Genomic DNA, 21,021 nt, shown 5'->3' on the forward strand with positions numbered 1-21,021 from the left:
AGGAAGGAGAACTAGACCCGTGTCGAACACTCGATCCCAGCTGGAGACGCGCCTCGCGCGACTCCTCGCCTCCACTCCCCCACTCCCCCAGTGCCCGGAGACGCGCCCACAGGTTGACCTGGTCTTCCTCGACCCGGCCTACCAGGACCGACTGAACAGGAGCCTGAGCGACTAGGGGGCACAGCGCGCCCGTCAAGAGTGCATCCCTGGGACCTGTGTATGGCGCTTCGCTATCCACAGGTTTGCGGCGATGAGGTTGCGCTGTCGGTGATGAGATGCACACTCAGATTGAAGTGCCGGCACGTTCGGGTCGTGTCGACCAGGGCGTGGACCATCGGGTCCCCGCTCGTGAGAGGACGTGAGGACATGCGCGCTTCGACCAAGTTGATCCGCCTGTGCGCCGTCGTGCCGTCCGGCATCGCGGGAAGCTTCATCGCGGTCATGGCCTTGAGCTTCCTGCCCGGCCTCGGCTTGGTGGCCGCGTTCGCCGTCACCCTGGTCGTGTCGTTGGTGTTGGCGTGCGGTGCCTGGGAGGCGCCGGCGGCGCGGATCTTCGGCTTCGCTCGCGGCCTTCGTGCCGGTGAGCGCGCTGCGCTCGCGCCGGTTCTGGCTCTGCTCAAGGTGTTGGAGCTGGAGCCGCACCGTGTGGTGATGCGCTGGACTGACACCGGCGGGCTTCCCGTGACGTGGATCGGGCGGCGGACGGTGGTCGTCGAGCCGACCTTGGTCCAGGGCCTGTACGAGCACCGTCTCACCCAGGAGGACGCGGCCGCGGCGATCGGGCACGCGGTGGCCAGCCAGCGGGTGGGCCCGTCCCGGTTCGACCTGGCGGCGCGGCTGTGGGCGTTCCCCTGGACGCTCCTGTACGTGGTGATCCGCCAGATCGCGCGAGCCTTCTCCTGGGTGCCCGCGTCCGGGTTCGCGTGGCAGATGCGGTTCGTGATCGGTGTGGTCGTGGTCGTCCAGGGCTTCCAGCCGGGCGGGGACCCCGCCCTCGGGATCGCAACCGGCAGCCTGATCGCGATCAGCTACGTCGCGCCCGCTGCCGACCGTTACTGGCGCCGGGTGGTGGAACGTGCTGCCGACCGGAGCGTGGCCTTGGCTGGCCTCGCTGGGTCGATGGTCCACTACGCGCAGTGGCAAGACGGTGCCGACTCACTGGAGCGGGTGCACCGCATCAGCGTGGCCGCGGACGAGCGCCAGCAGCGGAAGCAGACCGCGCGAGAGCACGACGAGGCGACCACCAGCACTGGCCAGGGCGATGCGCTGGTGCTGACACACCCCACCGCGCTTCGTTGACCCGGAGGAAGGAACCACTCTCCATGGATGACCTGCACCTCGAGGCGGACCTGTTCTTTGGCCCCTGCCTGGACCCTTCCTGCCCTGGGGCCAAGCTGGCGACGGACCGTGTCCCGGTCGTCGACGTCAATTGGCCGAGCCGCGATCACCTGCGGCTTGTGGCCAGTGACGGTCAGCCCCCGGAGTGCGGCTGACCGCCGCCGGATCGGAGCCAGCGGCGCAGAGCGAGCGTGGCGCGGGTGTCGTCCTCGTTGTACTCCAGGAGCGTCTGCCACGCGGCTTCGTCGCCCTCGCGGGCCTTGCCGATGAGTTCGTAGGTGTCGGCGCCGGTCATGCCGGCGCTGCGCCATTCGAAGCCGGCGAACTCGGCCACGCTCTTGAGCCCGTAGCCGACGCCGGAGAAGAAGTGCGCGCGCAGGACAGCCAGGAGGTCCGTGGCGGCCGCGAGCAGCGGCTCCGCGTCGCTGCCGAGGAGCCGCGCAAGGTGCGCCGCCTCGACGGAGCCGTAGTGGTAGATCCGCACGGATCTGCCGGCTGCCCGGGCCGCTTCGACGACCTCGGAGACCTGGAGCAGCAGTTCGCGTGCGAGAGCGTCGGGAGTGGGGTCGGCGTCGGCGGTTCCCACCGGCACATACCGCGATTCCTCGTTCTCGGTGACGAGGTAGCCCCAGAGGTAGACGCGCTGGTCCTCGTCGAACTCGAGGTCCAGGTCGATCTCGACGTCCGCAGGCTCGACCCCGAGCTCGCCGCTGGTGAGTCGCAGCAGACTGGGCAAGGGCACGTCGCCGCTGTCATCGGGCAGCGGCTCGTCGAGTAGCTCCGCCACCAGGGCGTTGAGCTCGGCGCGTTCGGTCAGCGTTGCCCGCACCTCGCGGCGGGCGGTCACGAAGTAGTCGCTGACATCCTGGTTGGCGATGACGCCGGTGAGCTCGCGGCCGAGGTTGCTGATCGACATGTGGAGGCTGTTGTCGGGGTCGAACGCAGGGATCGGCAACTTCCACACGTGCTTGTGGATGTCTCGCTCATCCTTTCCGTAAGACATGAGCGGGCGGACGAGGGTCGTGACGATGGGGGCGTTGAGCACGGCTGTCAGGTAGTGCCCCTCGGATTCAGTGGCGACGGCGGCCCAGTAGAGCTTGGAGTCAATGATCGCTCGCTGCTCGGTGATCATGGCGGCCGCGACGTGCATCCCTGCCGTCGCGTAGACGACCCGGAGCGGCGGTGCGGGCACCTGCTGGGTCAGTTTGCTCATGTAGTCGATCTGTTCGCCGAGGGTCATGTTCCCGGCCCCGTGCTCGTTCCAGATCGCCTCGGCACTTCTCATCCATGTAGCGAGTCCGGGGAAGCCGTCGAGTTTGGGATTGTCACCCTCCAGCAACTCACCGTTGCCCGTCAGCGGGATGACGAAGGTGTCTGGCGTTCGCGCGCGGAACGGGATGACATGCTCACCGAGGTAGGTCGGACGGACGAACTGTCGCTCCACCGTCCCGGTGACGTCGGGCAGGTCCTTCCACGGTTTCTTTTCCGTGACCGAGCGATCGGACTGGACTGAGACCTTCCCCGCTGGGACGCCGAGCGCTCCAGCAGCCACCTCTTTGACGCGGAACAAGAGCCTGGGTACCAGGATCGCGCCTTGAGTGAAGCGGGGGTGGTAAGGGGATAGCTCGTCCTCGTCACTGTGGATCTTGATCCTCTCCACCGACTGTGTGAGTCCGAGGGCGTAGTCGAGGGCTGCTTGGCGGCGGGGCACGCGACCCTTCCATACGACCGCGCGGGCTGGCATCTCGCGCGGCGTGGGCGTCCTTGTGCCGTAGATGACCCCGGAGCCGCGGGGGAACATGTGCGGCCGGACGCGTCGCAGGTCCCAGGGGACGTCGAATTTCACTGCGGCGCCGTTGAAGCGGCCGAGGCGGAAGCCGGACCAGTAGTCGCGGTCGATGACTGAGTTGGGGACGACGAAGGCCAGGCGGCCGCCGGTCTTGAGGTATCGCTCAACGGCGCGCGCGACGAAGACGCCGGCGAGGTCTTGGTGGGTGGCGGTGTTCTCCTTGTGCCAGAACTCCCGGGCACGGGCGAGTGACTTAAACTCGCGTTGCATCTCCTTGGTCATGTGTCGGTAGGAGAGCCACGGCGGGTTCCCGACGAGGACGTCGACGCGGTTCTCTTCGCGGGCCAGCCAGGCTGGTCTGGAGACGTTGCGGACGTAGTAGGACCAGATGTGGTTCCGGTTGTCTTGGTGCAGCTGCTTGAGACGCACGAAGTTTTCGTTCAGTACGGGCAGGTGGGCCTCGTCGAGGCCGAGCCGACGGACCGTTCCAGCGCTGAGGGCGCGGGTGGGCTTGCCCGCTGCACGTTCCGACTCATCCACGAGCGCGGCTACCAGCGCATCGAACCTGGCGGCGTCTCGGAGGAGCTCCTCGGGGAACCGGAGCGGAGCGCTGAAGATCTGGTCACCCACCTCGGTGGGGATGACGAGCATGTCCACCGACAGGATGTCCTCGGCCTGATTCCACCCGAGAGAGTCACCCAGGTAGATGGGCACCGAGAGGCTGCCGCGCTCGGGCGAGACCAGCTTGTCTCTGCCGAGGGCGAGCAGGTAGGTGACCCGGGCGAGAGCGACGGCGACGGGATGTAGGTCGATGCCCATGACCCGCGAGCTCACGGTCGCCATTGCCTCGGTCAGGCTGACGCCGGCGTGGGCGGCCGCCTCAAGGTAGCGGCGTACGGCGTAGAAGATGAAGGTGCCCGACCCGCATGAGGGGTCCAGGACCCGCTGGTTGAGGGGGTCGGTGACAACTTCGCTGACGACGCGGTTGGCCAGCCAGTCTGGGGTGTAGTACTCGCCGAGGCTCTTGCGGACCTCCGGTTTGATGACCGATTCGTACAGCACCTTGAGCACGTCGTGTTCCACCGCCGACCAGTCGAAGCGGGAGAGTCGGCGTGCGAGCGCGGAGACGAAACCCTCGCCGCCGGGTACCTCCAAGACCCAGTCGAAGAAGTCGCGGTCAACGACCCCGTGGAGTCCGGCGGCGGTGAACTGGTCGCCGCTGAGCAGCGTGGCCGGAGAGAGTTGCGTGGCGTCGAGTCCGAGAACCAGGTGGGCGATGATCTCGGCCGAGTTGACCAGCAGCGTGTGCTCGAGGAACAGAGCGTCGTCGTCGGTGAACTGCGTCCCGAGTGCTGAGCGCAGGAGGCTGGCCCACAGCTCCCGCTTGAGGGTGACGGTCGGCTCGTTCTTGTGCTCGTCGTAGAGCGCCTTGAGGGTCGCGAAGTCGAGGTCGTGAGATGAGGAGTCGGCGCCGAGCCGGTCGTGGATCTCGTCGGGGGTCGGCCGGACCGCCTTCTTCGTGGCGAGTACGCCCTCGAGCCAGGTCAGCAGATCGCGGGCGCCGGCCTCGCCGGTGGTGGCTTTGTGGCGGGTGGCTTCGGAGAGTGCGCCGTCGACCTCGTGGAACGCGAGCCACAGGGCACCGTCGGTGAGGATCCCGACGTACCGCTGTCCCATGGCCTCTTGGCGCGAGATCACGTAGTCAGCCAGTTGCTTGGTGCCAGCGGCGATCGCGGCCGCGGACGCCAGGGTCTTCTTGACTTCGATGACGGTGCAGCCGACTTCGACGTCGATGCGCCGGTGCTTGGCGCCGACCTGCGTCTCGAGGTGGACGTCGTCGAGATCGAGTTCGCTGTCCAGCAACAGGATCCGGACGTCGCTTTGGATGGTTGCCTCGGACCGTACGCCGCCGGCCTTGTTGACGAGGCGTTCCATCAGGTCGGCGCGGGCGGGGGTAGGTGGCACGGAGGCGACGCTACCGACTCCAGCGTGGGTACCGCTGAGAACTACCGCAGATGCCTCGGTGGCGCGGCACCACGAGCGGTTCTCCGGTGCTACCGGAGGGCGTAGTCGTCGTGGTGGCTGGCCTTGCCGAGCTCGATCCGGCCGTCGGGGTGTTGCCACCAGGCCAGCCGTGGGCCGCCGGCTTTGCCGGTCTTGAGGTCACAGCGCCAGGCGGCGGCGCCGTCTGGGCGGGTGCGTTGGGGTGCGTTGCCTGCGTCGGCGGTGCGGAGTGGGTGGCTGCGGCGGGCGGGGATCTGGTGGACGCGGCGGGTGAGGACGTCGACGACGACGTCGAGGATGCGGCCGCGGGAGACGAGTTGGAGGTTCATGGAGTCGAGGAAGTCGGGTCCGAGGTCGTAGTCGCACAGCGGCTGAGCGGCGCGGTCTGTCTCGGCGGTGCTGGTGAGCCAGGTCAGCCAGATCTCGTGGCGCAGCTGCTCCTCGGGGTCGCTATACACGATCGGGTGGGGGCAGGTGGCCTCGTCGAGCTCGTCGACGAGCTCGTCCATGTCGGCCTTGGCCTGGGCGAGCTGCTCGGCCAGGTCGGTGTTCACGGCGCGGAGGTCGTGGACGGTCGCGGTGAGGGCTGTGTTGTCCTCCTCGAGGCGGTCGATGGTGCGGAGGGCGTCGCGGAGTTTCTGGGCGCGGCGTTGTTGGCGCGGGGTCGCAGGCGGTTTCGGTGGTTGCTCGCTCTTGGTGCGGGTGAAGTCGTTGCGGGTCAGGCAGGAGGAGATGCGGGAGACGGTGTCGGCGGGGTTGTCGTTGTCGAAGGTGAAGAACAGTGGGTGCCGTTCGGATGGGTCGTTCTCGGTGGCGTCGGGGAGGACGACGCGGATGGCTCCGCCGTAGGCCTCGAAACCGCGGGGGACGCGGCGTTGGAGGTTCCATGCCTCGCTGGCGGTGATGACGAGGATCTCGGCCGCGTCCCCGATCGCCGAGGTGAGCCGGTCGAGGCTGACCTTGGGTCGGTCGTCGAGGACACAGGAGACCAGGACGAGCGGTTTCCACCGGGTGGTGTCCCAGATTCGGTCGACGACCGCGTCGGCGCTGAGCGTCATCGGCGCCGGGGGCGGAGCGTCGTCGTACGACGCGATGGGCTGGGTTCGCAGCGTCTGGGCCATGGATTCCTCCGAGTGGGACTCCTGGGTTGGTCTCTGGAGGTGATGGTGCCTGGCGGCACCGACAGTTTCTGGTCGGCGGCGCGACATGGTGGTGCTCACTGGTCGCTGGGTGCGGTGTGCCGGTGGTCCGCGACGGGCGGCAGGGGTGGCATGTCCTCGGTGACGACCCAGGTCCAGACCTCGGTGCCGGTGTCGGCGGCGATCTGGGTGGCGACCTCACGGTCATCGTCGCTGGTGAGCAGGAACGCCGCGGTGGGTGTCTCGGTGTCGGTGAACACCAGGGAGGCCATGGGCTTGTCGGGGGCGAGGTTGTAGCGCAGCGACTTGGTGAACCTGCGGCGCGCGTCGAGCGCGGTGTCGAGGAGCAGCTTGTCGAGGAGCGACTCGTAGGGCAGCCAGTTGCGGTCGGTCATGACGAGCGAGATCTCCTCGGCGGTGGCCAGGCCCGCGCGGCCGACGGAGAAGGTGGCGATCACCATGAGGTGGCCGTCCTCATTGTTCTGCCACAGCTCGAGTTCGTTCCCGAACCGCTTGTTGAGGCGGTTGTGGAGGGTGTCGTCGACCATCAGCGGCGCGTCGGGCAGGTGCCTGATGACGAGCTTGTGTCCGAACCGGGCGGGCGCGATCCTCTTGAGCTCGCCGATCAGCATCATGAACTGCTGCGCGGAGCCGTTGTGCTGGAGCGGCGCCCACGCGGACAGTCGGCGGGCAGCGATCTCGGTCTTCTTCTCCACGTTGAACGGTTCAGGGACATACAGCTTCGTGGCGAGCGGCTTGCCCTTGGTGAACTTCCCGCGGGCGGCCTGACGCAGGTACCACGACACGATGCGCCAGTTGCGCTTGCCGTCCATGCCGGGCGTCCAGGTCGCCAGGTCGGCTTCTTGCCACAGGTAGTGCAGGACCGCACGCAGCGTGAGGCGGTTGGGGTCGGCGGCAACGGAGTCGGCCACTCCCCCACTGCCGGTGCCGGCCGGGGCGGCGCGTTCGGCCTTGGACATGCGGAACCCGAGCTTGATGGCGGTCAGGCCGCTGTCGGCTTCCTCGGTGATCGCCGATCCGAGGACCTGCCCTAGCCCGGAGAGCTCTTCGGGCGGCAGGTACGAGGCGCATCGGGGTGTGTGCTCGAGACCGGAGTCGGGCATGCGTTTGATGACGAACCTCTCGGGCCCGATCTTGGCGACGTACATGGCGACGCCGTCGGGGCGGCACAGGCACAGGGGCCGGATCCGGTCGGTGTGCGCGGCCGCGAGCAGCTGTTGTACGTCGGGGTGGTTGGGGTGGGTGATCCGGCGGCCGTAGAGCTCGAAGGTCTGCCGGTCACGGTCGTGCTCGTGGTCGTGGTCGGCCCGGGCTGGTGCCGGGGCGCTGTGTGTCGTGGTCATGTCCAGAAAGGCAACGGCGGGGCCTGTGGATCGGACGCTTCGGCCGGGTCCGGCTGGAACTTTTTCCACTTTTTCTCCCTGAGGTGTCCGATCTGCGGGCCGAGTGGGTGCCTTTCGTTGAAGAGGGCGGTGGTGAGCCGCGGTGTGGGCTGCGGCCGGGCGTCCTCACCAACGGTTTGGAGGTGCCGGGCGTGGCGCGAGGTCGTGGGAGTGCTGACGACTCTGATCAGCTGGCGCTTTGGGATCTTGGTGAGGAGCCAGGTGAACCGGCCGGTGAGGTGCCTGTCGCTGCTGGTGAGGTCACCAGTCTTCAGCAGTCGGGGACGGACGGAAGCCAGCGCGACGCCGCCGCTGGGGTGGGCGCACCAGAGCCCGGGCTCGATGAGACTGTCGGAGAGAGGGCGCACACTAGGGACGAGGCGGAAGGAGTAGGCGATGAGTCCGCAGACCAGCAACGAGGTCGACCCGAGGATGAAGTACGCGTCGATGGCATCGCGGTACTGGGCGACGTACCTGCCGAGCCGCCTGGAGACGATCCCGGTCCCGGAGCGCCGAGCGTTCTTCGAGGACCTGGGACAGCAGGTGGCCGAGATGGTGGACTACCTGGCCGCGGACAACCTGCGAGCATCCAGCCGACCGCACGATCCGCCGGAGTTGACGCGACGTCGGGCGACGATGGCACGGATGCGGGCCGAGGAAGAGGCGCTGGCCGAGCTGGTGTACCTGCCGAAGGAGCAGGGCACCCTCTCGCGCGAGACGCCGACGACGCTGACTTCGGAGTAGTCCAGCCGTCGGCGGAGGTATCCACCTCGCCGGCCGCCGCCACCATCCACTCCCCCGACCTCGGTCGGGACGTCGAGGGCGACACGGTGCGGCCCGGAGACCAGCTCACCGGCGGGCGCACCGTGGTCTCGGTGAGCAGTCAGAACGTCGCTGTGCGATCTGGTGACGACTACGTCGAGGCGCACCCGGTGACCGAGTTCGTCGACCCCCGACGAACCTTGGCCAGCCAGCGCATCACGAGCCCGACTCGACGTCGACGGACGATCCCGCAGACCGGCGCTACCCTGCCGCGCCCACCGCCGCCGACGCGGTCAGCTACGTGCCGGTGGAGTATCACGACGTCGACTTCGCTCGGATGCCGGACGGCAGCGCGCGGCGGTTGAACTACGACGACAGCAACCCGTACGCCGCCCACGTCGAGATCCACGCACTGCTCGATGGCAAGCGAATCGGCAGGGTCCACTGGACACCCGGCTACGGCAACGCCACCGTCGAGGTCAACCCCGACCACCGCCGCCAGGGCATCGGCACCCGCCTGATGCAAGAAGCCCGGGAGCTCGACGCGTCAGCAGTCGAACGATGGACGCCGATCACCTCGGCGGGGCAGGCACTCGGCCGCCGTCTCGGGTTGTTCGCGATCGACGGCACACCGACGGATGCACCGGCCAAGGCCGCGGAGTCGGTGGACTTCAAGCCCACCGGCCAGGGCGATCTTGCTCCTGCCGGGGTGGACGCGAAGGTTCAGGCGAACCTGGCGGCCCTGCGGTTGTTGCGGCGCATCGAGGCAGAGGATCGTCCAGCCACGGCCGATGAGCAGCAGGTTCTCGCGCGGTTCGCCGGATGGGGTGCGTTGCCGAAGGTCTTCGTGACCGGTGACGACACCTACGCGCCGGTCCGCGAGGAGCTGCGCGGACTGTTGTCGCCGGCTGAGTACGACGACGCGATGCAGAACGCGTTGAACTCCCACTTCACCGACGCCGGCCTGGTGGAGCCGATGTGGGCCGCCCTCACGGGTCTGGGATTCGAGTCCGGTCTTGTGCTTGAGCCCGGCTGCGGCACCGGCAACTTCATTGGGTTCGCCCCAGCGAGTGCGCGGCTGGTCGGGGTGGAGCGCAACGAGGCCTCCGGCAGCATCGCACGACTGCTCTACCCGTCGGCCGAGGTGCGGGTGGAGTCGTTCGGCGAGACCCCGGTTCGGCCCGGCACCTACGATGCAGTGATCGGGAACGTCCCGTTCGGGAACTACCCCGTCAGGGACCGCGTCCACAATCCGCGCAACCAGCTGCTGATCCACGACCACTTCATCTCCAAGGCCCTGGCCGGGTTGAAGCCCGGCGGAACGATGGCGGTGATCACCTCCGCAGGCACCCTGGACAAGCAGCTCTCGACCGTGCGCCGCGGCTGGTTCGAGCAGGCCGACCTGCTCGGCGCCGTACGCCTGCCCAACGCCGCGCACCGGGCCGCCGCAGGCACCGAGGTCGTCACCGACGTCCTCGTGCTGCGGCGCCGCGAACCCGACCGGACCCCGGGAGACGACGCGTGGGTGACCTCGGTGCCGACCCGGCTGGACGACGGCACCGAACGGCACATCAACGGCTACTTCGCCGCCCACCCGGAGAACATCCTCGGCACCACGGCCACGGGGCAGGCCGCGATGGGCCGCGAGGTGCTCGCCGTGCGTCCGCTCATCTCGGACAGCACCCTGGGCAGCCAGCTGCGCGAACGGCTCGAGGTGATCACTGCGGCCGCCCTCGCCGAGGACCATGGCCACTCCCCCGCCGGCACCGCGCCACCGTCGACCCAGTCGTCTACCGCACCGACGGCTGCCCAGGCGCCGGCCACGCCGGCGAGCCCGACGCCGTCGGCGCGGTCGACGTCGGGCGCTCCCGCACCCGTCAGCCACGGGCCCGTGAGATCGGCGCGCACCCGGGCGCGTGCGAAGAAGGTCGGGCAGATCACCCACACCGCCACTGAGCCGGTGCCGGGCAAGCGCCGGGGTTCGGCGGGGTCGCTGCGCCACTCGTTCACCGTCGTCGACTTCGACGGCACGGAGGTGCCCTACGTCCCGGACGGGGCCAAGACAGCCGGCCGGCGCACGAAGGATGGGCACCATCCCTCGCAGGCCGACGAGCTCGTGAGCCTGCTGCGGATGCGGGACCTGGCCGCGGACCTGCGCGAGGCCGAGCGGGAGACGACCGAGAACACCCCGGAGATCGACGAGCTGAGGGCCGAGCTGAACCGCTGCTACGACACCTACGTGGCCGACTACGGCCCGATCAGCCGGATGAAGGCGTCTCAGAAGCAGGTCAAGGTCAAGGACCCCGAGGACCCGAACCAGACCGAAGGGCTGGTCGAGGGCGATGACGGCGAGTGGTACCAGATCACCTACACCAAGCCGGGGATGGGTGGCATTCGTAAGGATCCGACCTGGTGGTCGCTGACGGGCCTGGAAGCCGCCTACGACGAGTTCACCAACACCGCGACGAAGGCGAAGTTCTTCGCCCAGCGGATGGTCGGCTTCCGCGAGCTCCCGGCGAAGGCGGAGTCGCCGGCGGATGCGGTGGCGATCAGTCGCGAGCACGACGGCCGCGTCGACATGGACCGCATCGCCGGCCTGCTCGGCGTCAACGTCGAGGAGGCCACCTCGCTCACCAAGGGGCTGGTGTTCACCGACCACCGGACCGGCGACCTGGTCCCCGCCCACCTGTTCCTGTCAGGCAACGTGCGCCGCAAGGCGGCCGAGCTCGAGGAGCTCGCCAAGGACGATCCAGAGAAGTGGGGTGAGGCGGCGGCCGCGATGCGGGCCGCGGTGCCGCCGGACAAGGACGTCACCAAGATCAGCGCCAAGCTCGGCATGGTGTGGATCCCCGCAGCCGACGTGGAGACGTTCGTTCGCGACATCACCGGCAACGACCGGGCCACCGTCACCTACTCCGAGGAGGACGGCTGGAAGTGCTCCCCGGCGAACGGCGGCTCGCGCCGCAACCCAGCGCTGGAGGGTGGCGGCAGCATGGGCGCTCCACCGGGGCATGACTGGCGCAAGCCGTTGAAAGCGAAATGGGGCACCTCGCGGCGGACCACCTACCAGCTCGTCGAGACCGCGTTGAAGGGCCAGCGACCGCAGGTCACCGACAAGGACTCCGAGGGTGTGGAGCGGATCAACCGCGCCGAGACCGAGGCCGCCGGCGAGCAGATGGAGGTCATCGAGAAGGAGTTCGCCCGGTGGCTCTGGCGCGACCCCGACCGCAAGCAGCGGCTGCACGCCGCATACAACGACAAGTACCGCTCCTACACCGACGTCAACTACGTCGACTCCCCCTACTCGGCCTACCCGGGCATGTCGGACGCGATCGCCCTGGACCCGCACCAAAACGACGCGGTCGCGATGGCCAAGGATTCCGAGGCGGTGCTGCTGCACCACGAAGTCGGCACGGGGAAGACCTTTTCGTTGGCCGCCTCGATTATGGAGAAGCGGCGGCTGGGGCAGATCCACAAGCCAGTCGTGGTGGTGCCCAACCACCTGCTGGAGCAGTGGGTGCGAGAGTTCACGATCCTCTACCCCGACGCCGAGCTACTGGCCACCGACACCAAGGGCATCTCCGGCCCGGACGCCCGGCGCCGGTTCGTCGCCCAGGCCGCCTCGCACGATTGGGACGCGGTGGTGATGACCGCCTCGTCGTTCCGGCTGCTGCCGCTCTCGGAGGAGACCATCGAGGACAACATCCAGCAGCGCCTGGACAAGCTCCGGGGCGAGCGCGAGGAAGCGCTCGCCGAAGGCGACACCAAGGCGGTGAAGCGGATCGGGGAACGCATCGAGCGTGAGGAGTCCTCGCTGCGCGAGCTCCAGGACCGCATCGGTGGCGACATCGGGCCGCTGGACTTCGAGACCGCCGGGTTCGACTACGTCGTGGTCGACGAGGCGCACGAGTACAAGAACGACGAGGTCGAGTCGTCGGTGCGGGCGCTGGCGAAGGGGAAGCCGAACCTGGGTGCGGTGGATCTGCGGGCCAAGCTGGACTGGCTGCGCGAACGCAACGCCGAGCTCGGGAAGCGGTCGGTGGCGTTGTTCGCGACCGGGACGCCGATCTCGAACTCGACGCGCGAGTTCTACGTGATGATCCGGTTCCTGCGCCCCGACTTGCTCGCCGAGGCCGGCGTCAGCGAGTTCGACGACTTCCGCAAGGCGTTCCTGCAGATGGAGGAGTCCATCGAGCCGACCGTGACGGGCCGCCTGCAGGTCAAGATGCGTGAGGGCGACGGCCTGGTCAACGCGGGCGAGTTGAAGCGGATCTGGGTGCAGTTCGCCGACGAGGTCACGGCCGAGGACGTCGGCCTGGAGCGCCCGAAGCTGCGCGGTGGCCAGGCAGAGAAGATCGTGCGCGGTGTCTCGGAGCATCAGCAAGCGTTCATCCGGCATCTCAACGTTCGCCGCGAGGCCATCAAGCCGAAGTTCAAGCCCGAGCCGGGCGAGGACACGGTCGTCGCGATCGGCACCGACGGGCTCACCTCGGCCGTCGACCTGCGGCTCATCCCCAAGCTGAAGCTGTGGGAGGCCGGGATCGACCCCGACGAACTGACCGACGCGGACTCCAAGGTGCCGCTCGTCGCCGAGCAGGTCCTCGCCGAGTGGCAGCGGACTCGCGACATGCAGTTCACGGTGCGCCGCGGGTCGGCTGAGCCGGCGCCGATCCGGGGCGGGTTCCAGCTGGTGTTCTGCGACAAGGGCGTCCCGAACGGCGAGGGCAAGCACTCCTTCTACGACGCGTTGAAGTTCGCACTGGTCGACGGCGGCCTGAAACCGGACGAGGTCGCGTTCATCCATGACGCCGAAGGCGATGCGACCAAGCTGGGGAAGCTGACCGAGCGGTGCCGCACAGGCGAGATCAAGGTACTCATCGGGTCGACCGGGAAGATGGGCACCGGCCTGAACGTGCAGAACCGGCTCTCGGCGCTGCATCACGTCGACGGCGCGTACCGGCCCGACCAGATCGAGCAGCGCAACGGCCGCGCCATCCGCCGCGGCAACCAGTTCGACGAGGTCCGAGTCCTGTACTACCCGCTGGAGGGCTCCACGGAGGGGTTCCAGTGGGCGCACGTGGCCCGCAAGGACAACTTCCTGCGGGCGTTCGCCCTCGCCGACCTCGACGCCACGATCATCGGGCAGTCCGAGTCCGCGACCCAGTCCGAGGCCGCGATGCTGAAGGCGCTCGCGGCGAACAACCCGCTGCTGATGGACAAGACCCAGCTCGACCTGGATCTGCGGCGAATGCAGAACCAGGCCGACACATTCGATGCCTCCAAGGAGTACCACGCCAACGTCGTCGCGCAGGGCACCCGCATGATCACCTCCCTGACCGCGAGCATCACCGCGTTGGAAGGCGCAGCCAACGAGGTGAGCGACACCTCCGGCGAGGCGTTCCGCATGTTCGCGACCAACAAGTACGGCCGACTCGAGGACCGACCGGTGATCGAGCGCAAGCACGCGGCGCTCAGGCTGGCCGAGTCCCCCGGCCTGTCGGGGGATCTGCAGTACGCCCCGCTGGGTGAAGGGCGCCCGTTCCTGATCGGCAAGCTGGGAGGCGTGCGCCTCTACGCCTGGACCTATCGACCCGGGATTGGGAAACCGTCATACCGAGTCGGGGTCGACGATCCGGCCAACACTCGCGAGTGGGCACCGGACCTGTTGGACCTCTCCCCCGCCGAGCTGATGCCCGGCAAGATCGACACCGGTGCGATCACGCGCCTGGAGAACCTGGTCCGCAGCATCGCTGACCGTCCCGCCGCGCTGTCTGCCCGGGTCGAACGGCTGCACAAGGAAGTCGAGGTCTCAGCGGCCGAGCAAGACACCACCTTCGAGGCCGCCGCCGAGCTCGACGCTCTCAAGGAACGCAACCGGGCGCTGACGGAGCTGATGCGGCTCGTGGCCGCAGACCGTCCCAGCGGCGCGAGCCCGGCCACGGATGGGACGGCCGCGGCGCCGGATGCGGCCGGCAGTGCGTCCGATGAGGCCGCAAGTAAGCACGCCGCGCTGGTGAAGGAAGCCGAGACCACCTACAACGAGGTGACCGAGAAGTGGCGGGCGCTGCGCGATGCGCGGCTCGAGGCGCCGCGGAACGTCAAGCCGGCCGAGATGGGCGCGATCCGCACCTCTCGGCGCCGGATCAAGCAGCAGATGGCCGAGCGTGCCCGTGAGGCCCGCGGGGAACCGGCACCGCGGCCACGGATTCATGCCCGCGACGCCTCCGCCGACCAGGCGCCGGTCACAACGTCACCTAACGGATCCCAGTCGACGGCTCGGCCCGCGATCGCTCCGCCTCCCCCACCGGCGTCCCCGCCGCCGCCGGGCTTCGGCGGTCCCACGGGCGCACTGGGGTGGTCGCGATGATCGCGCGGGGCGGTCCAGTTTTCGTCCACAGGCCGAGCTCCACGCCGGTTCTCCCCCGGTCCGGGCGCGCCGGATGCGCCTCACGGGCCGGGTCTGTTCCACTTGATGGCGGGGGTCGGACCCGCTGTCGATCCTCTTCGAAAGGACCACACCTGATGTCTGTTCCCAGCGACCTCCGAGGCGGCGACGTGTACGACGCCACCCCGGACTTCGTCTACGCGGTCTCCCTGCTTGCCGCGCTCGAGGGCGCGACCGGGCAGGACGGGCACGCCATGGTGCTGCCGTTCCTGGGGATGGCTCGTGCTGAGCTCACCGACTTCGGGCAGCGGCGGCCCGCTCGCTACGTTCCCGTGCATGTCGGTGACCTGCGGTCCGGGCTGGCCGACCTCGAGGAGCGCCTCACCATGCTCCTGGCCAACTCGCAGGTGCTCCAGCACAGCCTCCGCCTCGACTCCGCGCGGCGGCTGCTGCGCCGCGGCGTGGCCGCCGTCGCCTAGCAGGGGGCCACTGCGATGCCGGGGGTGCGGGTTCGCGAGGTCACGGGCGACTTGCTCGACCAACCGGTCGAGGCCCTGGTCAACGCCTGGAACCGGAACTTCGTGCCCCGGAGGCTGCTGCTGACCGGCGGGATCAGCGGCCAGTTGAAGACGGTCACCGGACCGGGGCCGTGGCGAGATCTGGCACGCATGGGGGTCCTGAAGGTCGGTGACGCGGTCTCGACGGCGGCCGGCGACATGACCGGGCCGAAGTACTTGATCCACGTCGCCGGGCTCAACATCTTCTGGCGAGCCAGCGCGGCCGGGGTCGAGGCATGCGCACGTAGCGCCGTCGAGAAGGCCCGAGAGCTCGGTGTCACCTCGATGGCGATGCCGCTGATCGGCGCCGGGTACGGCGGCCTCTCCCCCGACATCTCGCGCGCAGCGATCTACCGCGGCCTGGAGGCGGCTGCGGCCGCGCCAGCCGGTGGCGACCTGGACGTCGTCCTGTGTGCACCGAGTGGGTCGCTGGACCGCTGACCCCCGAGCGGTACGCCGCGATCGTTGGCCCGGCTCGCCGCCTCACTGGGAGTGAGTGAGCGCGGCCGACAAGAGCGCTCTACAGCGGAGCGTGTCCGATCCGCCGTGGTGATGGTTGCTTCTCTGGACATGACGAACCCACTGACAGCTGATGCGACCTGGACCGACTACGTCAACGCCCACGGTGGCCCGGAGGCGCCGGGCTGGTGGGTGACCCTGCGCTGGTACGCCGACTCTGAGCAGCCACGTCCGGAGGTCGTCGGGCCGTACACGTCGTACGAACAGGCGGTCGCCGCGATGGAGGACTCGCTGCTGATCGACAGCTTCGCGGAGGACACCCAGCGCGAGGAGTGGCTCGATGATGTGTACGTCGCCACCGACCCGGCATCCATCGCCCGGATGTGCACCGACTACGGGCACCGGGTCACCTTGATCGACCCGGGCGACCCCCACCACTTCGGCCGCAGTGACCCGCCGACCGCCGACACGCAGTCGGAGTCCGGCATCTCGGTGTGGAGCGCCGGGATACAGGCGGCAGCCCTCAGCACCACTCCCCCACCGTCGCTTCGGCCGGCCGCCGGGCCTCACACGATCGGCGACTCCGGCCCTCCCGTCACGCCCTGACGCTGGGGACGTGCGAATGGTGTTGTGAGAACACCGTAGCCGCTATTCTCACTTATCTGTAGTATCTGAGAGATCGACGGGAGGTGTTCTCGGTGGTCGACGACGTCGCAGGCGACGCTCCGGTGGGGTCCGTCGGGCCACGGGTCGTCGTACCCGCACATGAGCAGCGCACGGTTGCGTGGCGACAGACCCATCGCGGCGGGACGGTGGATGACCGGACGCTGCGCGAGGTGACGGTGTCGATCCCGCCGCGCGTGGCCGGGTTGGATCCGCGCGTGCCGAACGACCTCCTCGCCGAATGCGACCTGGCGGTGCGGACGATCGCCCGGCTGGATGAGACCAGCGGTGAGCACCTGCGGCCGCTGGCGACACTGCTGTTGCGGGCGGAGTCGGTCGCATCCTCGAAGATCGAGCACGAGGACGCGAGCATCGAGGACTTCGCGCGTGCCCTGCATGGTGTGAAGGCGAACTCGTCGGCAACGTCGATGGTGGCGGCCTCCGGTGCGATGGACCGGCTGCTGCACGGCCCGATCGACGCGTCCGGGATCACGGCTGCGCACCGGCTCTTGATGGCCGACGATCCGGCCGAGCGGGCATATGCGGGCCGCTGGCGGGAGATGCAGAACTGGATCGGCGGATCGGACCACTCCCCCCGCAACGCCCTGTATGTGCCGCCACCGCCCGAGCTGGTCGAGGAGTTGATGGACGACCTGGTCACGTTCGGCCAGCGCACCGACCTGCCGGTGATCGTCCAGGCCGCGATCGCGCATGCGCAGTTCGAGTCGATCCACCCCTTCACCGACGGCAACGGCCGCATCGGTCGCGCTCTGGCCGCGGCAGTGATCCGCGAGCGGGGCGTGGCTCAGCATGTCGTGATCCCGATCGCCTCGGCGCTGGTGGCCCGCCGCGAGCACTACTTCGGGACGCTGGATCACTACCGGGCCGGAGACGCCGGACCGATCGTGCACGCCTTCGCCCGATCGGCGATCGTCGCCTCGCAGGAGGCCACCCTCACCGCGGCACGCCTGGCCGCGATGCCCGCGCAGTGGCACGATCTCGCCGGCTCGCCCCGAGTAGGCAGCGCCACGGCCGACGTGCTGGCCTCGCTGCCGACCACGCCGATCTTCACCGCCGACGACCTCGAGACGCGACTCGGGCTCTCGACAGCTGCGACCTACCGCGCGATCGAACGGCTGGCCGCCGCGGAGGTGATCCGCCCGCTGACGGCCCGAACCCGCAACCAGATCTGGGGAACCGCCGATCTGCTCGACGAGCTACATGACCTCGGCGTGAGGATCGGCGCACGGTCCGCGGAGCTGCTGGCCGCACCCGGAGGCGCGCCGGGTGAGCGGTCGACGGCGCTGCAGGCCGCGGCGCTGGGCACCAGCCGGTCGACGCCGCGGCCGCCGGACGTGCCCGCCACTGAGCGGATGCGCCGCTCCCCCGGTACGCGGGGCAGATAGAACGCCGCTGGTGCTTCTCCACACTTAGTTCCCGCCGCGATGTCCGATCTGGCGTCGCGGCGGTTGCTTCTCGGGATATGGCAGCAACGTGTCCCGACCAGCGCCCGGCGGGTGACCGGCGATGACGGTCTCCACGTACGGCGAGCACGCCGAGAACGCGGCCCAGGCGCTCAACGCCCTGATCCGTGACGATGCGATCCCGGCCGACGAGCACGCGGTCGACCAGCTGCTGCACTGCCGCGAGGCCGTGGTCGATGCGCTGCGGCAGCGGCTCTACGACGTGGGCCAAGACACCTGGTATCCCCCGCCGGACCACCTGCCGTCCCGGACACCGAAGCCGATGCTCGCCGGGCTGGACGAGAAGCTCGCGACCCTGGTGGACAACATCGCCTTCGCGCTGCCGTCACTCACGCTGGACGAGCGACGGCCCCACTCCGACTACCTCACACCTGCTTCGCAGGACCCGACGGTCGAGTCGTGGCGGACGGCGGCGATCGAGCTGCTGTCGGCCTCCCACACGCTGTCGGCGGCCGAGGAACAGCCGTGGCGCACCGACCCGGGCGCCGGCTGGTGGGTGATGCGGGACGTGGCGGTCGCCCTGGAGGCGGTCCTGGTGCTCGACTCGCGCCTCGAGGAAGTCGGCCTGCTGACTGAGCACCAGCACCCGGAGTTCGCGATGGGGCTTGACGAGAAACGCATGGTGCTCTCCCAGACGGCCCGGGTGGCGGCCTGGCACGCCACGAGCGCCGCCGCTGAGGAAGCCACACCGCGGCTGCCACAGGCACCCGCCTCGACGGTGGTGGAGCCGGTGTCGCTGGTGTCCGCGCCGACCGATCTCGCGGCCGCGCAACAGCGACTCGGCCGCTTCCTACGCCCGATGATGGCCTCCGACGCGTTCTACGCCGACGAGCCGGAGATCACCGCCGACTCGGCCCGGCAGGTCACGGCCAGCCAGCTCTACCTGTGCCGGGCGTTCGCGGCCGCCGCCCGCCAGTCCCCCAAGACCAGCATGTTCGCAGCGTTCTTCGCCGACCGCGCCGAGGTGTTAGAGGAGTTGCAGCCTCAGATCAGCCACCTGGCCGACGTCACGCCCGCCCAGGAGCCCAACATGCGCCGCTTCTGGCAGCAGAGCGAGCTCACAACCGCGGTCGCACGGATGGAAGACCAGGGCGTCCCGATCCGGCTCCAGCCCACCCAGATGGCTGAGCTGGCCAAGGCAACCCACGAGGTCACCCACAACCTCGGCAAGTCGCTGCGCCGCGAGCTGCTGCGCACCAAGAGCAATCTCATCGACGCCCACCCCCGCCACCGCGACGGTCCGGTGCGCGTCGGGCGCCGCTCCCGGCTGGAGGCCACGCTGACCGACCTGGTGAACATGCCGGCCCCCAGCGAGCCGGCGGCCCGGTTCAGCAACCCGCTCCAGCGGGCGGCACTCCAACAGTCCCTGAACCTGACCCCCACCACGTCGGCTCGCCCACCAACGCCGTTCCCGGCGGCCCGGAGCGCCACCTACGGCGCCCCGGCGTTGTGACAACTCCACACGCTTGCCTGGCCCCGTCAACGCCGTCGAGTGGCGGTGCGGCGAAGGGCACCCACAATCCCTCTCTCCTCCTTTCGGTGGGAGGTGTACCTGCGGGGCCGGGCACACAACCACCCAACCCAAGGAGCGCTGACATGAGCGAGGACCCGACCGGCCCGGCAGCCGCTACTGGCCCCTCCCCTGGCGAGGGATCGCCGTGGGCTGATGATCCGGGCTACCCGCATCGGATCGAGAACCACGTGAAGGTCTACCTCCACCTCGAGGACTCCCCGGCCCAGACCGTGGTCGCTGCCCAGGACACCGCCCCCGCGGGCACCCGTGTCTTCCGCGGCGACGGCGCGGGCGAGGCGCAGTTCGGCACCGTGACCGGCTGGACCACCGACGGCACTGGCATCTTCGTGTCATTCGACCAAGGCGGCGCGTACGCCGGCCCCACGTGCCGTTCGGTCTTCGTCGCCGACTCCGGGGAAGGCCGCTCCGAGGCCCACGCCAGCCGGTGGGTCGTCTCGGATGTGACGGTCGACGGGTATCCCCTCGACGGTGTCGAGGACGGCCACTACTGCGACTACGAGGGCCACCCACCCGGCGCGCGGCCCGACTGGGATCGCCAGCACCGCGAAGCCGCCGACGTACACCTGCCCACCGCGGAGGAGCTGTTGCCCCTTCTCGCCACCGCGCTGGGCAGGAGTATCGACGGGCCCACCGTCGACCAGCTCCGCGCCGCCTCCGACTTGCTCGCCGAGCACGCCGAGTGGCGTGCGGAACGCGCCGACCTATCGGCCGCCGAGGAAGCCGGCCGATACGTCGCCGGCGACGACTGGCACGACAGCGACGACGCCGGCTGCGACCTCGCCGACCGCGCGATCGCACTGCTCGCCGAGATGACCGGCCAGACGAGCCCCACAGGTGCCACGACGCCTGCCCAGAGCTCGGGAGTCTCGCTGATGCGCTCGACGATCAACGCTGCGGCGGGCACCTCATCGCAGCAGCCACGACCCGAGTCGATCTCGCCGTCCCAGCAACCTCCTTCCGGGCCTGCCAGGTCGCCAGCGGCGTTCTCGGTGGTTCGTCGTACGCCGCCCGATGAACAGACCAGCCCACCCCAGGCCGAAGGAGTCCTGATGACCGGTGAAGAGTCCCGATTCACAGACCCTGTCGCGGCGGTCGATCATGTGCGCCGCGTCGCGCGGGAGACCGCAGCCGAGCCGGGCTACCAGGCGGCCGCATCCGCGGTGATGGATCTGCGACGGGAGTACAGGATCATGCCGCTGAGGCGGAATGAGACGCCGCCGGACCGGCTCGCGACCTGGGACGCGGCACGCCTGGAGACCAGGTCGCTGGTGCCTATGGCGCTGGGCGGCACCACCGAGCACACCCTGTTCGACGAGCGGGCCTCGACTCCGGCCGAGGAGCCCCTCCCCCAGCAGCCCGGCTGGGCTCCCGTGCCGTCGGCGGCCCTGCAGGCCGCCGCTTTGCACTCCCCCACCGCCCCTGCGCCGACGCGGCCGCCTGTCACCTCGCACAGCCCTGCGGTTGACCAGGCCCCGAGCCGCTGACAGGCCCCGTCCCGAAGGAG

The 21,021-nt window shown here is 69.3% G+C and carries 12 protein-coding genes; 9 read left to right on the forward strand and 3 right to left on the reverse strand.

All coding sequences use genetic code 11. The features are described 5' to 3' along the window. The first annotated feature begins 366 nt into the window (after positions 1-366). Positions 367-1,299 carry a hypothetical protein gene (locus ACJ5H2_RS21690; protein WP_408899799.1) on the forward strand — a complete coding sequence of 311 codons (933 nt, stop codon included), beginning with the start codon at positions 367-369 and terminating at the stop codon, positions 1,297-1,299. Between the two features lie 172 nt (positions 1,300-1,471). On the opposite strand, the gene ACJ5H2_RS21695 is transcribed toward ACJ5H2_RS21690, so the two are convergent. From ACJ5H2_RS21695 to ACJ5H2_RS21705, 3 genes are all read right to left on the reverse strand, one after another. Continuing rightward, positions 1,472-5,092, reverse strand: a complete 3,621-nt coding sequence (locus ACJ5H2_RS21695) for a ribonuclease H-like domain-containing protein (protein ID WP_408899800.1) — start codon at positions 5,090-5,092, stop codon at positions 1,472-1,474. An 89-nt stretch (positions 5,093-5,181) separates the two neighbouring features. Beyond that, a complete protein-coding gene (locus tag ACJ5H2_RS21700; RefSeq protein ID WP_408899801.1) occupies positions 5,182-6,252 on the reverse strand; it encodes a hypothetical protein in 1,071 nt (356 codons plus the stop codon). A 95-nt stretch (positions 6,253-6,347) separates the two neighbouring features. Beyond that, positions 6,348-7,634: a DUF1173 domain-containing protein gene (locus ACJ5H2_RS21705; protein ID WP_408899802.1), complete on the reverse strand. Its 1,287-nt coding sequence runs from the start codon at positions 7,632-7,634 to the stop codon at positions 6,348-6,350. Between the two features lie 435 nt (positions 7,635-8,069). Here ACJ5H2_RS21705 and ACJ5H2_RS21710 point away from each other — a divergent pair, with 435 nt between their 5' ends. From ACJ5H2_RS21710 to ACJ5H2_RS21745, 8 genes are all read left to right on the forward strand, one after another. Beyond that, a complete protein-coding gene (locus ACJ5H2_RS21710) occupies positions 8,070-8,417 on the forward strand; it encodes a hypothetical protein (RefSeq protein ID WP_408899803.1) in 348 nt (115 codons plus the stop codon). A 325-nt stretch (positions 8,418-8,742) separates the two neighbouring features. Continuing rightward, positions 8,743-14,802, forward strand: a complete 6,060-nt coding sequence (locus ACJ5H2_RS21715; protein ID WP_408899804.1) for a GNAT family N-acetyltransferase — start codon at positions 8,743-8,745, stop codon at positions 14,800-14,802. Positions 14,803-14,957: 155 nt separating this feature from the next. Beyond that, positions 14,958-15,299: a hypothetical protein gene (locus tag ACJ5H2_RS21720; protein WP_408899805.1), complete on the forward strand. Its 342-nt coding sequence runs from the start codon at positions 14,958-14,960 to the stop codon at positions 15,297-15,299. A gap of 15 nt (positions 15,300-15,314) precedes the next feature. Beyond that, complete coding sequence (locus ACJ5H2_RS21725; protein ID WP_408899806.1) at positions 15,315-15,818, forward strand: macro domain-containing protein; 504 nt, start codon at positions 15,315-15,317, stop codon at positions 15,816-15,818. Positions 15,819-15,947: 129 nt separating this feature from the next. Continuing rightward, a complete protein-coding gene (locus ACJ5H2_RS21730; protein ID WP_408899807.1) occupies positions 15,948-16,442 on the forward strand; it encodes a hypothetical protein in 495 nt (164 codons plus the stop codon). 275 nt (positions 16,443-16,717) lie between these two features. After that, the gene (locus tag ACJ5H2_RS21735; protein WP_408899808.1) at positions 16,718-17,905 is read left to right on the forward strand and encodes a Fic family protein; all 1,188 of its coding nucleotides are present in this window, start codon (positions 16,718-16,720) and stop codon (positions 17,903-17,905) included. A gap of 121 nt (positions 17,906-18,026) precedes the next feature. Beyond that, complete coding sequence (locus tag ACJ5H2_RS21740) at positions 18,027-19,436, forward strand: hypothetical protein (RefSeq protein ID WP_408899809.1); 1,410 nt, start codon at positions 18,027-18,029, stop codon at positions 19,434-19,436. Positions 19,437-19,579: 143 nt separating this feature from the next. Beyond that, positions 19,580-21,001, forward strand: a complete 1,422-nt coding sequence (locus ACJ5H2_RS21745; protein ID WP_408899810.1) for a hypothetical protein — start codon at positions 19,580-19,582, stop codon at positions 20,999-21,001. The last annotated feature ends 20 nt before the right edge of the window (positions 21,002-21,021 follow it).

The organism is Nocardioides pymetrozini (assembly GCF_046058985.1).
Lineage (GTDB): Bacteria > Actinomycetota > Actinomycetes > Propionibacteriales > Nocardioidaceae > Nocardioides.